The 13,725-nt window shown below is 66.2% G+C and carries 14 protein-coding genes; 6 read left to right on the forward strand and 8 right to left on the reverse strand.

Annotated elements, in window-relative coordinates; translation table 11 throughout:
* Nucleotides 1-71 precede the first annotated feature (71 nt).
* Nucleotides 72-974: a cation diffusion facilitator family transporter gene (locus HN018_RS10100; RefSeq protein ID WP_171833976.1), complete on the forward strand. Its 903-nt coding sequence runs from the start codon at nt 72-74 to the stop codon at nt 972-974.
* 19 nt (nt 975-993) lie between these two features.
* Here the strand turns inward: HN018_RS10100 and HN018_RS10105 are convergent, their stop codons facing one another.
* From HN018_RS10105 to HN018_RS10140, 8 genes are all read right to left on the reverse strand, one after another.
* On the reverse strand, nt 994-1,767 hold the full coding sequence (locus HN018_RS10105) for a FadR/GntR family transcriptional regulator (RefSeq protein WP_171833975.1): 774 nt from the start codon (nt 1,765-1,767) through the stop codon (nt 994-996).
* A gap of 48 nt (nt 1,768-1,815) precedes the next feature.
* Nucleotides 1,816-2,784, reverse strand: a complete 969-nt coding sequence (gene yjfF / locus HN018_RS10110) for a galactofuranose ABC transporter, permease protein YjfF (protein ID WP_171833974.1) — start codon at nt 2,782-2,784, stop codon at nt 1,816-1,818.
* Complete coding sequence (locus HN018_RS10115; protein ID WP_239479191.1) at nt 2,781-3,833, reverse strand: ABC transporter permease; 1,053 nt, start codon at nt 3,831-3,833, stop codon at nt 2,781-2,783. Before HN018_RS10115 ends, yjfF begins: the two co-directional genes overlap by 4 nt.
* The gene (locus HN018_RS10120; RefSeq protein ID WP_171834133.1) at nt 3,830-5,350 is read right to left on the reverse strand and encodes a sugar ABC transporter ATP-binding protein; all 1,521 of its coding nucleotides are present in this window, start codon (nt 5,348-5,350) and stop codon (nt 3,830-3,832) included. The genes HN018_RS10115 and HN018_RS10120 overlap by 4 nt, the downstream gene beginning before the upstream one ends.
* A 29-nt stretch (nt 5,351-5,379) precedes the next feature.
* Complete coding sequence (gene ytfQ, locus HN018_RS10125) at nt 5,380-6,336, reverse strand: galactofuranose ABC transporter, galactofuranose-binding protein YtfQ (protein WP_171833973.1); 957 nt, start codon at nt 6,334-6,336, stop codon at nt 5,380-5,382.
* 162 nt (nt 6,337-6,498) lie between these two features.
* Entirely contained in the window at nt 6,499-7,098 is a 600-nt protein-coding gene (locus HN018_RS10130; protein ID WP_171833972.1) for a LysE family translocator, read from the reverse strand.
* 204 nt (nt 7,099-7,302) lie between these two features.
* Nucleotides 7,303-8,082, reverse strand: coding sequence for an exodeoxyribonuclease III (locus tag HN018_RS10135; protein ID WP_171833971.1), 780 nt, complete (start codon nt 8,080-8,082; stop codon nt 7,303-7,305).
* Nucleotides 8,083-8,102: 20 nt separating this feature from the next.
* Nucleotides 8,103-8,483, reverse strand: a complete 381-nt coding sequence (locus tag HN018_RS10140; RefSeq protein WP_171833970.1) for a HesB/IscA family protein — start codon at nt 8,481-8,483, stop codon at nt 8,103-8,105.
* A gap of 228 nt (nt 8,484-8,711) precedes the next feature.
* On the opposite strand from HN018_RS10140, the gene HN018_RS10145 reads away from it, so the two are divergent.
* From HN018_RS10145 to scpB, 5 genes are read left to right on the forward strand one after another with little or no spacing between them, the layout of a single operon-like run.
* Nucleotides 8,712-10,517, forward strand: a complete 1,806-nt coding sequence (locus HN018_RS10145) for an arginine--tRNA ligase (protein WP_171834132.1) — start codon at nt 8,712-8,714, stop codon at nt 10,515-10,517.
* On the forward strand, nt 10,514-11,332 hold the full coding sequence (locus tag HN018_RS29095; RefSeq protein ID WP_171833969.1) for an SPOR domain-containing protein: 819 nt from the start codon (nt 10,514-10,516) through the stop codon (nt 11,330-11,332). Before HN018_RS10145 ends, HN018_RS29095 begins: the two co-directional genes overlap by 4 nt.
* A 1-nt stretch (nt 11,333) precedes the next feature.
* Nucleotides 11,334-12,332, forward strand: a complete 999-nt coding sequence (nagZ, locus tag HN018_RS10155; RefSeq protein WP_171833968.1) for a beta-N-acetylhexosaminidase — start codon at nt 11,334-11,336, stop codon at nt 12,330-12,332.
* Nucleotides 12,329-13,102, forward strand: coding sequence for a segregation and condensation protein A (locus HN018_RS10160; RefSeq protein ID WP_171833967.1), 774 nt, complete (start codon nt 12,329-12,331; stop codon nt 13,100-13,102). Before nagZ ends, HN018_RS10160 begins: the two co-directional genes overlap by 4 nt.
* The gene (scpB, locus tag HN018_RS10165; protein WP_171833966.1) at nt 13,099-13,695 is read left to right on the forward strand and encodes an SMC-Scp complex subunit ScpB; all 597 of its coding nucleotides are present in this window, start codon (nt 13,099-13,101) and stop codon (nt 13,693-13,695) included. Before HN018_RS10160 ends, scpB begins: the two co-directional genes overlap by 4 nt.
* Nucleotides 13,696-13,725 lie beyond the last annotated feature (30 nt).

The following is a 13,725-nucleotide window of genomic DNA, read 5'->3' on the forward strand; positions in this document are numbered from 1 at the left end:
TTGCGGATGAAGTGGACAGAGGGCAGAGGCCGGGGACGGTATTAACACCGGGGCAGGGAGCGCATTCAGGAATGAAAAAGACGCTGCGTGTCGCATGGGCCAGCCTGCTGATCAGCTTGGTCGTGCTCGGCATGAAGACGGCGGCGTATTGGCTGACCGGCAGCGTCGCGCTCTATTCAGATGCGATCGAGACCGTCATCAACGTGGTCACCGCGGCGACTGCCCTGCTGGCGCTCTGGTACAGCGCCCGCCCGGCCGACACCAACCACCCCTACGGCCACTACAAGGCCGAGTATCTCAGCGCCGTGGTCGAGGGAATGCTGGTGTTGGCAACCTCCGTCATGATCTGCAGCGCGGCCTGGGACGGATGGCACCAGCCGCCGGTCCTGCATGCCCCGCTGCTGGGTATCGGGGTCAATGCGGCCGCCGGCATGCTCAACCTGCTCTGGGCCCTGGTGCTGCTGCGCGAAGGCCGTATCTCGAAATCGCCGGCGCTGGTGGCGGGCGGACGGCACGTGATGACCGATGTCTGGACCACCGGTGCGGTACTGACCGGCTTCGGACTCGTACCTCTGACAGGCTGGACCTGGCTCGATCCGCTGGTCGCGATCTTCATCGCCCTCAACATCCTCAGGAGCGGCTACGGGCTGCTGCGGCAGTCGGTCGGCGGCCTGATGGATGAAGTCACCAACCTGGGCGAGGCGGATGCGGTCCGCCGCGCGATCGTGCACGGCGGTCAGGGCGCCATCGAGGCGCATGACGTGCGGATGCGGGTCGCGGGGCGGATGACCTTCGTCGATTTCCACCTGGTGGTTCCCGGCGGATTCACCGTCGATGCGGCGCACATGGTTTGCGACCGCATCGAGCAGAGCATTCGTGAAGCGGTCGGTGAGGCTGTGATCAGCATCCATGTCGAACCGGCGCACAAGACCAAGCTGCTCCCCTTGCGGCAGGATGTGCTGGTGCTGTCCTGAGGCTCTGGCTCGCCGAATGTCAGGGTAGCGAGGAGCTCGCCGGGCGTTCAGTTTGAGGCTGTAGTTTCGAGCCGCCGCTCCTCAATGCCTCGATGTTGCGAACCGCGGGATCCATGATCACCGCCTCCATGGCGGCCGAAGCGCCAGGCTGGTCCCCGGCTTCCACCGCATCCGCGATCCTGCAGTGTTTGGCGACCGAGTTGCCTTGCCGCACCGGATCGTCGACCGGCGAGGACAGCATGAACGAGGCGGCGAGGGCGGTCTCGATCACCGCCCCGATACCGCGCATCATCGAGTTGGCAGACGCGTCCAGCACAGCGAGATGGAAGGCGAGATCGGCGTCCGCAAAACCCTGTGCGGTCTGGGCCGGCTGGCTCATGACGCGCAACGCCGCACGCATGCGGTCGAGATGCGATGGCTGTCGCCGTGCCGCGGCAAGTGCCGCCGCCGCCGGCTCGATCACCTGGCGGATCTCGACCAGTTCAGTCATGAAACGGGCATCGATGCCGAGCGCCATCCGCCATGCCAGTATGTCCGGGTCGAACATCTGCCAGCGCTGCGTCGCGAGCACGCGGGTGCCGATTTTTGCACGGGATTCAACCAGACCTTTTGCGGAAAGGGTCTTGATGGACTCACGCAACACGGTGCGCGACATCCCGAACCGGGACATCAGCTCGGCCTCGTTGGGAAGCACGGAGCCCTCGGAGATCTCGCCCTTCAGGATCAGGCTGGCCAGTGCCCGTGTCACCACGCCCTGCACCGACCGGGACTGCACCCGCAAACGGCGCCGCATGGCGGGTTCCGTCACCGGATCGGCCGGCTTCGCGAGCTGTCCCGATGATCAGGCATGTGCGGTGCCACGCGACGCGGTGGCCACCAGCACCCGCTGCATCAGGATGAAGCCGAACAGCAGAACGCCGACCGCGATTTTCGTCCACCATGAGGACAGCGTGCCGTCGAAGCTGATGTAGGTCTGGATCAGGCCTTGGATCAGAACGCCGACGAAGGTGCCGAATACGGTTCCGACGCCGCCACTGAGCAGGGTTCCGCCGATCACTACGGCAGCAATGGTGTCCAGCTCGACGCCGGTCGCGGCCAGCGAGGACCCGGCGCCGGTGTAGAAGGAGAACACGATCCCGGCGAGCCCCGCCAGGGTCGAGGACAGCATATAGATGCCGATCGTGGTGCGGCCGACCTTCACCCCCATCAATTCGGCGGAGACGCGGCTGCCGCCGAGCGCATAGACGTTGGTGCCGAAGCGGCTGAGATGCGCGACCACCATGCCGATCCCCACCACGGCAAGCATGATCATCGCGATCACCGACAGCGTGCCGCGGCCGGGGAGTTGGATCGCATGCTTGTAGAGGTTTGCGTAGAGCGGAACGCTGATCGGGATCGAGTCCGTGCTCAGCACGAAGCACATGCCTCGCGCGAAGAACATTCCAGCCAGCGTCACGATGAACGCGGGGAGCCGGAAGATGTGGATGATCGCGCCCATCACCGCGCCGAACCCGGCCGCGATCAACAGGGCAAGGGCGAACGCCACGAACGGCGGCACGTGCAGGCGCTGGATCATGATCGCCAGGAACACGCAGGTGAATGCGATGACCGAGCCCACCGACAGGTCGATCCCACCGGAGATGATCACGAACGTCATGCCGACGGCGACGATGCCGAGGAACGCGTTGTCGGTCAGCAGGTTGGCGAATACGCGCGTCGAGGCGAAGTGCGGAAACTGCAGCGAGCAGGCGATCGAGCCGAGCAGGAAGACCGCGATGGTCACCACCAGCGGCAAAGTGCGGCGGTTCATGAGTTCTTCCTGAAGCCTGAACGAAGAACAGGCAGTGCATTCCGGGTGACCGGGGATTGCAGGAGCAGCACGGCCAGGACCACCAGCGCCTTGACGATCAGGTTGTATTCCGGCCGGATACCGGACAGCAGGATCCCGGTATTCAGGGCCTGGATGATCGCCGCGCCGATCAGCGACAGCACCAGCCGGAAGCGGCCGCCGAACAGCGACGTCCCGCCCACCACGACGGCGAGGATCGCATCGAGCTCGAGCCAGAGACCGGCGTTGTTGGCGTCGGCGCCGTGAATGTCGGCGGCGACGACCAGGCCGGCCAGCGCCGCGCACAGTCCGCTCCAGACGTAGACCGAGATCTGCACGCCACGCGCGCCGATACCGGCATAGGCGCTCGATCGCTCGTTTGCCCCGACCGCCTCGATGAACAGTCCGAGTGCCGTCAGCCTGGTCAGTGCCAGGGTCAGCCCCGCCATGCCCGCGACCAGCAGCACCGGCACCGGTATTCCAAATACGGCACCGGTGCCGATCGCACCCAGCGAACGGCTGTCGAAGGTCACGACCTGGCCGCCGGTGATCAGCTGCGCGATGCCGCGGCCGGCGACCATCAGGATCAGCGTGGCGACGATCGGCTGGATACGCAGCAGCGCCACCAGGATCCCGTTCCACAATCCACACAGCAGCCCGGCACCGATCGAGGCCGCCAGCACCAATGGCAACGATGTTCCGGAATTGACCAGCGTAGCGGCGACGGCGCCACTGATCGCCATCACCGCACCGACCGAAAGATCGATGCCACGCGTCGCGATCACCAAGGTCATGCCGAGTGACAGCAGGGCCACCGGCGCACCGCGGTTGAGCACGTCGATGATGCTGCCGAACAGGCGGCCATCGACCATGTGGACATGGAAGAAGCCGGGCGACACCAGGCGATCGGCCAGCAACACCACGGCCAGTGCCAGGATCTGCGGCCATCCTGCGAAGGCGACGCGTGGACGCCGCTTCGTCGGTACGGTCGGGGTTTCGGGACGCACCGGCGGCGAGACAGCGTTCATCATGCGGCCCCCGCGATCGTGGTCATGATGCGGTCGACGCTGACTTCGGACGGTCCAAGTTCGGCGACATGGCGCCGGTCGCGCAGGATCACGACGCGGTCCGAGTAGGCGGCGATTTCCTCGAGCTCGGACGAAATCACCAACAGGGCCAGCCCGTCCGCGCAGAGCTCCTCGATCAGACGGATGATTTCGGCATGTGCTCCGACATCGATGCCCCGGGTCGGCTCGTCCAGGATCAGGAATTCCGGCTTGGTTGCCAGCCAGCGCGCCAGCAGCGCCTTCTGCTGGTTCCCGCCGGACAGCATTCCGATCGGCCGTTCGGCATCCGGGGTGCGGATATCGAGCATCTTGATGAAACGGTTCGCCAGCGCGTCCTGTTCGGAACGCGGGAGCCGCCGAAGCCAGCCGCGCCGCGCCTGCAGCGCCAGCACGATGTTCTCGCGGATCGAGAGTTCAGCCACGATGCCTTCGGTCTTGCGCTCCTCCGGGCAGTATCCGAACCCGAGCCGTACCGCGTCGCGGGGGGAGCGGATGCGTGCCGGCTTGCCGCGTACGATGGCCTGGCCGCTATCGGCCCGCTCGACGCCGAACAACAGCTTGGCGGTTTCGGTGCGCCCGGAACCGAGCAACCCGGCGACGCCCACCACTTCGCCGCGTCGTACCGAGAGATCGAACGGAGCGATCAGGCGGCGCCTGCCGTACTGCTCGAACCGGACCAGCACCTCACCGGCATCGCCACTGCGACGGCGTGACAACGCGTCGCCGGCCAGTTCGCGTCCCAGCATCATCTGCACGAGCTGCAGGCGTGGAAGCTCGGACGTCAGCCTCTCGCCGACCCGCTTGCCGTTGCGCAGGACGGTGATACGATCGCAAATAGCGTAGACCTGATCGAGGAAGTGCGTGACAAACAGGATCGCCATGCCCTGCGCGCGTAGCGTACGCAATGTCGAGAACAGGCGCTCGACTTCCTCGGCATCGAGACTCGCAGTCGGCTCGTCGAGGATCAGCACCCGGCCGGACAGGTCGACGGCGCGGGCGATCGCGATCAGCTGCTGCACGGCCACGGAGAACGTGCCAAGCGTCGCCTTCACGTCGATATCGAGCCCGTAGCCGGACAGGATGCGACGTGCCTGCACGCGCATGGCGCCACGGTCGACGAGCCCGAACCGGGTCGGCTGACGCCCGATGAACAGATTATCCGCGACCGATAGGTTCGGCAGCAAATTGACTTCCTGGTAGACCGTGCCGATCCCACAGGCCGCGGCATCAGCTACGTCGGCTGGCGCGATCGGCTCGCCATCGAGCAGGATCGTGCCGGCGTCGCGGCGTACGACGCCGGTCAACACCTTGATCAGCGTCGACTTGCCCGCACCGTTCTCGCCCAACAACGCGTGGATCTCGCCGGGAAACAGCCGTAGATCGACACCGTCCAGCGCCCGAACGCCCGGGTAGGAGCGGCTGAGACCTTCGATAACCAGCAGCGGCGCGTTGTTCGCCGCTGCTGTCGTTTCACCGGACATCGTCACGGACAGGCCCAGTGCCGGTTTCGTCAGTACATCGATTTACGACGATCGTATTCCGCCTGCGCAGTGGCCGGCGTGAACAAGGTCGACGGTGTCTTGATCCATTTCGCGGGCTGGGTCTTGTCGGTCTTGAGCGCGATCAGGGCCTTCATTGCAGGGCCTGCCATGTCGGGAGACAACTCGACGGTGCCGTTCGCATCGCCGTCGGCCATCGCCTTGAACATGTCGGGCACGCCGTCGATCGAGACCACCAGGATATCCTTGCCCGGCTTCAGGCCGGCTTCCTTGATCGCCTGGATCGCGCCGATGCCCATGTCGTCGTTGTGGGCGAACACGGCACAGATATCGTGGCCGTTATTTTCGGCCTTGATGAAGCTCTCCATCACCTGCTTGCCGCCCGACCGCGTGAAGTCACCTGACTGGCTGCGGACGATCTTCATGTCGGGGTGGGCGGCGATGGCTTCCTCGAAGCCCTTCTTGCGATTGATCGCCGGGCTGGAGCCGACGGTGCCCTGGAGCTCGACGATACGGCACTTGTCATGCGTCAGCCCGGCCAGGTAATCGCCGATCATGTGGCCTTCGAGGATGGTGTCCGACGTCACTGCCGCGGTGTAGAGCGACGGGTCCGATGTCTCGATCTGGCGGTCCAGCAGGAACACCGGAATGTTGGCTTCCTTGGCCTCGCGCAGCACGCCGTCCCAGCCGGTGGCGACGACCGGCGCGATGAAGATGCCGTCCACGCCCTGGGCGATGAACGAGCGTGCGGCCTTGATCTCGTTTTCCTGCTTCTGCTGTGCGTCGGAAATCTTGAGGTCGATGTTGTTTTGCGTCGCGCGGATCTTCGCGGTCTTGGTCTCGGCGGCGCGCCAGCCGGACTCCGAACCGACCTGAGCAAATCCGACGACGAGCTGGCCGGCGGCATGTGCGTTCGCACCGAGCGTGACGGTGAGCGCGGCTGCAACGGCAATGCGATTGAGCTTCATTCTGGTTCCTTCCCTGCCGCCTTCTCTGAGGCGTGCGACGGAATAACCATACAATAGTATTATTGGTTGTCGACATGAATCTCGCGCATCCGTTACGCGGAGTTTTTAAAGAATATTGTTGCTCTGCAGCATTTTGGAATGAGTTGGGATGCGTCGTGCCGGTTACTCGAACCACATGGGTGCGATCGAGGCGGCCAGCATCACGCCGAGCCCGGAATTCAGGATCCGCCATTGAGCGTCCGTCCGGAGCAGGCGTGCCAGCACGAGACCGGCGAGGCACCAGAGGGAAAGCGACAGCAGTGCCCCGACAGCGAAAAACCCGCCGAGTAAGACACCGAGTTGCAGCGGATTGCCGGTGAGCGCGGCAAACGAGGCCGCCGCACCCAGCGTCATCGCCCACCCTTTCGGATTATGCCAGAGCAGCCAGACTGCACCGAGAAAGCGTGTCGGCTTGGCCACCTTCGCGTTCAGATGCGGCGGACCGCTTCGGGAAATCTTCCAGGCCAGCCATAGCAAGTAAACGGAGCCGACAAGCTTCATGACAAGCTGCAGCGAGGGCAGCGCGAGGATGAGGGTTCCCAGCCCCGCTGCGGCAGAGGCCGCCATGGATGCAAGCCCTGCCGCGATGCCGGTCATCAGCGGCAGGGAACGGCGGTAGCCGAAATGCGCACCCGACGCGGTGGCCAGCGTCGTGGCACCCCCTGGGGTGATCGTGGACACCAGCACGAACAAGGCCAGGGGCAGGAAGTGCGTTACCGACATCGTTGCCTCGGGTTGCAGACCCCGGCAATCTATCCCGCCATGGTCCCATCGACGAAGCGCATGTTGCGCACGCATTGCACGAGCAACCCTGATGGCTGGAAGAACCGCACCCCGCGCAGGCACATCCGTCGGTGGAGATCGCGCTCGCGTGCATGGCTTCCCGCACAGACCGGTCATTCGACCGGCTGCGCATCCTCGACCAAGCTAGCGGAGTGTCACGACCATCGGCACGTGATCGGACGGCTGCACTTCGTCGCGCACGGCACGGTCGGGGACGGCGTCAAGCAGACGTTCGGCGACACGCGGCGACAGCATCGCGTGATCGATCCGCAGACCGCGGTCGCGCGGCCAGCAGCCCGCCTGATAGTCCCAGAAGGTATAGACGGATCCACGCGGCGTCACCGCCCGGACCGCGTCGGTGAGGCCGAGCCACTGCAGGGCGCGGAACCGTTCGCGTGTCTCCGGGCGCACCAGCGCATCGTCCGCGCCCATGATTCCGGGGGCCATGTCGTCGTCGGTCGGGCAGACATTATAGTCGCCGGCAAGAATGAAGTCGGTCTCGGCAGCAAGCAACGTCCGTGCATGGGCGGTCAGCGCATCCATCCAGGCGAGCTTTGCGGCATAGCCGTCGGCACCGCCGGAGTTGCCGTTCGGAAGGTATAGGTTCCCGACAGTGATGCCGCCCGCTTCCACCTCGACATAGCGTGCCTGGTGCTCGCCGGTCTCGGGTAGTTCGAGACCGGGGAGATGGCGCTGGGTGACCGTGAAGGGCAGGCGGGAGAGGATGGCGACGCCGTTATAGGCCTTCTGCCCGACGGCGACGCTCTCGTAGCCAAGGCTCGAGAAGCTTTCCGCCGGGAAGGCCCTGGTCTCGCACTTGATCTCCTGCAGCAGCAGCAGGTCAGGCGAATTGATCTCTAGCCAGCGCGTAACGTGTGGTTGGCGTTGCCGGACCGAGTTGACGTTCCAGGTCGCGATCTTCACGGCGTTGGTCCTGGCCGCGCTCAGTCCATCGAGAAGCTGGTGCCGCAGCCGCAGGACGAGGTCGCATTCGGATTACGCACGGTGAAATGTGCCCCCATCAGCGCGTCGCTGTAGTCGAGCTGGGCGCCGCCAAGAAGGTCGAGGCTGACCGGATCGACGAAGACCCGGGCCTGCCCGGCCTGGATCACGTGGTCGTCGGCCGCCATGTCCGGGTCCAGCTTGAAGCTGTACTGGAAGCCGCTGCAGCCGCCGGCCAGCACGGCGACCCGCAATGCCTGCGAGGCCGGTCCGGTATTGCCGGGCTGGGACACGACTATTTCGGCAATTCGCGCCGCCGCCCGCTCGGAGACCGAGAACGAGCCCGGTGGAGGAAGACCTGCGTCGGCAGCATTGGTCGTCATGGCGATGTCCATGCAGCCTAGATAGCGTCTCCGGGGTGATTCTTGAAGACCGGCCGTGCGAAGCCTTTCATTGGTTGACCTTGGAGTGCGCGTCGGGGCGGGGATGCAGCGTATAACGCGTTCGGCGTGCGCGTCTCTCGGCCCGGGAGCCCCCCTGGTTGACGGACCCGTGCATACCGGGCTGAAACCGCGCCTGTCGCCCGCCTGCCTGCTCACGAATGGATCATGATGTCCGATAACCTCTTTGCGCTGTATCGGACCCGTGTCGTCGAGGCGCTGGCGCGGATCGTGCCGGACCTGCCCCAAGACGTCGCGGCACGCGTCGAGGTCACGCCGACCCGCGACCCCGCGCATGGCGACATGGCGACCAACGCCGCGCTGCTGGCGGCCAAGCCGGCCCGCCGCAAGCCGGGCGACATCGCCGCCGAGCTTGCGGTCCTATTGGCAGCCGGCGAGGGGGTGGTTCATGCGGAACCGGCGGGGCCCGGCTTCGTCAACATCACCCTGGCGCCGGCCACGCTGCAGGCGGTGCTGCCGGCGATCCTTCGAGACGGCCATGCCTATGGCGACGGCGTCATCGGCCACGGCATCACCATCAACATCGAATACGTATCGGCGAACCCGACCGGCCCTATGCATGTCGGGCATTGCCGCGGCGCCGTGGTCGGGGACGCGCTCGCCAACCTGCTGTCGAAGGCCGGCCATCGGGTCATCAAGGAATACTACGTCAACGATGCCGGGAACCAGGTCGCGGCCCTCGCCTGGGTCGTCTACTGGCGCTACCTCGAGGCGATCGGCACATCCATCACCGAGGCAGAGTTCGAGACCCTGGTGCCCGGCGGTGCCCTCCAGTATCGCGGCGACTACCTGGTCCCGGTCGGCGAAGCGCTCGCGGCCGCACATGGTCCGGGCCTGGCCACGCCCGACCTCGGTCCGGCCGACCCGGCGATCTGGCTCGACACGGTGCGCGACTTCTCTCTCGACTGGATGCTGCGGATGATCCGCGAGGATCTGGCGCAACTCGGGGTAGGCCATGACGTGTTCACCTCCGAGCGCGAGATCCTGGCGGCCGGCGTTGCGGACGCGGCAATCGCCAGGCTCGACGAGGCCGGGCTGCTGTACGAGGGCGTGCTGGAGCCGCCCAAGGGCAAGATCATGGCCGACTGGGAGGCCCGTCCGCAGACGCTGTTCCGTGCGACCCAGTTCGGCGACGACGTGGACCGGCCGCTGCGCAAGTCGGACGGCAGCAACACCTACTTCGCCAACGACATCGGCTATCACGGCGACAAGATCGCCCGGGGCGCCGACGTATTGGTCGACGTGCTCGGCGCCGACCATGGCGGCTACGTCGCCCGCATGAAGGCAGCCGTGAAGGCGATCGCTCCCTCCTATGCACCGGACCGGCCAGTGACGTTCGAGGCGGTGATCTGCCAGATCGTGCACGTGATCCGCGACGGCCAGCCGGTGCGCATGTCCAAGCGCGCCGGGACCTTCATCACACTGCGCGAACTACTCGACGAGGTCGGCCGGGATGCGGTCCGCTTCACCATGCTGACGCGCAAGCCGGACGCGCAGATGGAGTTCGATCTCGATCTCGCGGTCGCCCAGACGCGCGACAACCCGGTATTCTACGTCCAGTACGCACATGCCCGCTGCCGCTCCGTCCTGCGTGCCGCCGCCGAGCTGGACGGGATCGGCCCTATCGACTCCGCGTCGCTCGCTTCGGTGCCGGTCGATACGCTGGGCAACGACGCCGAGCTCGCGCTGATCCGCCGGCTGAGCAACTGGCCAAGGCTGGTCGAGAGTGCCGCGCAGGCTCGCGAGCCGCACCGGGTTGCGTTCTATCTCAATGATCTCGCAGGTGACTTTCATATGTTGTGGAACCGTGGGCGCGATGATGCCACGCTGCGCTTCCTGCAAGCCGATCGACCGGTCGAGACTCGCGCAAGACTCGCGCTGGTCGAGGCGACTGCCACCGTCATTCGATCCGGGCTGGCCGTTCTTGGGGTCACGCCGGTCGAGGAAATGCGATGAACGATCCCGACCTGACCGACTACAAGCGTCCGAAGGGCATGGATCCCGGGACGAAGCTGCTGGCCCTGTTCGCCGGTGGCATCGGGGCCCTGCTGGTAGTCGTGGTCGGCGGCTGGTCTTTGGTCGGGCACCACGAGACCGGCATCCCGATCGTCGATGCTCCTGCAGGCCCGGTGCGGATCAAGCCGATCGATCCGGGCGGGATGCAGCTGAGCGGCGTGCAGAACCTCACCCAGAGCAACGGCTCGGCGGCTTCGGGACTGGCACCCGGCCCGGAAACCGCGCAACCGCAGGCCCTGCAGGCTCAGGTCGATGCCGCGCGACAGGCTGATGCGGCTCCCGCACCGGCCGTCGCTCCAGCCAAGGCGCCTGCCATCCAGGCTGCACCGCCATCTGACACGGCATCACCCGCGGCATCGGCGTCTGCGGAGCCGGCTGTTGCGGCACCATCGGAAGGCAAGTCGGCCACTGCGCCGGATGCGGCGGCGGCACCAGCTGGCAGCGATGCCGAAGATCAGGAGCCCGTGGCACCAACCCCGGCCGAGCGTCCTGCGGCACCACCGCCACAACACGGCATGGCCGTGCAACTCGCCGCCGTAGAAACCCAGGCGGCAGCCCAGTCGGAATGGGCCAGGTTGTCGCGTCGGGCGCCGAGCCTGTTCGCGCATCGTACACCAGTCATCATACCGTTCAGCCATGGCGGGAAGAACTTCTTCCGCCTGCGCACCGCCGGGTTCGGCACTGCCACGGAGGCGACGTCATTCTGCAGCCATGCCAAGGCGCTCGGCATCGCCTGCACCCTGGCCGACTTCTGACATGACGCCGGAGACGAGAGCGGCAATCGTCGGGTTGGCTGGAACGGCGCTGAGTCCCGACGAGAGCGCGCTTTTATCCCGCCATCCGCCGATCGGCGTTATTCTGTTCAAGCGCAACATCATCGACAAGGTACAAGTCGTTGGACTTGCGGCTTCGATAAGGCGTGTCGTCCCTGATGCGTTGCTGATGGTGGATCAGGAAGGCGGCCGCGTGGCCCGGCTTCGTCCGCCCGAATGGCGTGAGCATCCGCCGGCGGCGGCGATCGGCCTGCTGTATCGGCGTGATCGGACCGCAGGGATCCGCGCGGCATTCCTGACCGGCGCGTTGATCGGGCACGACTGCGCCGGAACAGGCTTCGACGTAGTCTGCGCACCGGTGCTCGATCTCGTGGTTCCGGGTGCCAGTGCAGTGATCGGCGACCGTGCCTACTCGGACAAGCCGATGGAGGTGGCGGGACTTGCGGGCGCTATGGCGAGCGGCCTGCTCGCCGCGGGCGTCCAGCCTGTCGGCAAGCACGCACCAGGGCATGGCCGGGGTATGCTCGACAGCCATCTCGCACTGCCCGAACTGGACGATGTCGACGAGGCCGACCTGGTCCCGTTCCGCGAACTGTCCTGGCTGCCCTGGATGATGACGGCCCATATCCGCTACCGGCAGGTCGATCCGGTGCATCCGGCGACGCTGTCCCGGAGCGTGATCCAGGATGTCATTCGTGGCCGGATCGGGTTCGACAACCTGCTGGTTTCGGACGATCTCGCGATGCATGCGGTGTCCGGCGATCCGGGAGGCGTGGCCCAGGCCAGCCTGCGGGCCGGCTGCGACATCGCACTTCATTGCTCGGGCGTATTCGATGAAACGCGTGGCGTGCTGGAGACCGTCTCGGGCCCGAGCCAGGCTGCCTTGAAGCGTCTCGCCGCAGCCCGGAAGATGGCGTCCGACTATCGCGTGGAGCTGGACCCGGATCTGCTCGCATCGGAGCGAGAGCGTCTGCTCGCATGAGCGAGGCGTCCTCGCCCGCGGCACCGAGCCAGGCGCCGCTGCTGCAACTGGACGGGTTCGAGGGCCCTCTGGACCTGCTGCTGGAACTAGCCCGGAACCAGAAGGTCGACCTCGCCGGTATCTCGATCCTGCAGCTGGTCGAGCAGTACCTGGCAGTGGTGGACGAGATGCGACTGGTCCGGCTCGAGCTGGCCGCCGACTGGCTGGTCATGGCCGCATGGCTCACCTGGCTGAAGTCGCGGCTGCTGCTGCCCGAGGACCAGGTCGCGACCGAGGAGGCCGAGGAGGCAGCCTCGGTGCTGCAGGCCCGGCTGCTCGAGCTGGCGCGGATCGGTGAGGCTGCCGCGTGGCTGCAGGCGAGACCACAGCTCGGCCGCGACGTTTTCCGCCGTGGCGCTTTCGAAAACCTGCTCGAGATCGATCGCAGCGGCCTGTCGCTGGATCTCGGCCAACTGCTCGGCGCCTACCTGGCTGCATGCAGGCGCACCGCGCGGCGACATGTGTATCGGCCGAAGCCGACCAGCTTCTGGACCGTGCAGGATGCGTTGGCCCGGCTGCAGAGGCTGCTCGGAGGCTATGCGACCGGCTGGATCGCGCTGGAACGGTTCCTGCCGGAGGTCGAAGCCGGGCAGGGCCCGAGGCAGCTCCGCGCGGCCACGGCCGGCACGCTCCTGGCCGGGCTGGAGCTGGCCCGCAACGGCGAGCTAGAGCTTCGTCAGGACGAGCAATTCGGGGCGGTGCTGTTCCGTCGTGTCGAGGCTGTCGCATGATGCCGGACGATATCGAGCCGCTGGATTCAGGCTTCACCCTCGCCTGCCGCCTGGTGGAGGCCTTCGTGTTCGCATCCGCCGAGCCGGTCAGCGAGAAGGCGCTCGGCGAATTGCTGGTCACCCAGGGGGTATCGGCCGGGATCGAAGGCGTGGTGCCGGTGATCGAGCAGGTGCGTTCGAGCTGCAAGGGGCGCGGCGTGACGCTGGTGCCGGTAGCGGGTGGCTGGCAGTTCCGGACCGCGCCGGACCTGGCTTCGCGTCTTACCAAGGTCATCGAGCGACCGCGCCGCCTGCCGCGGTCGGCGATGGAGACGCTGGCGATCGTGGCCTACCATCAGCCGTGCACGCGGGCCGAGATCGAGACGATCCGCGGAGTCTCGCTCAGCCAGCAGACCTTCGACCTGCTGATGGAGGCATCGCTGATCGTCCCGGTCGGACGCAAGGAGGTGCCCGGCAGGCCTTCGTTGTGGGGTACGTCTACGGAGTTTCTGAGCCGCTTCGGCCTGAAGGCGATAGGCGACCTGCCGCGACGCGAGGAATTGCTGACCGAACTGCCGGTGCTCGACGCCACCGGAAATCCGCCGGATAGCTGACCGGACAGGGCCGTGTTAGGGAGTGAGCAC

Source organism: Lichenicola cladoniae (assembly GCF_013201075.1).
Taxonomy (GTDB): Bacteria; Pseudomonadota; Alphaproteobacteria; order Acetobacterales; family Acetobacteraceae; genus Lichenicola; species Lichenicola cladoniae.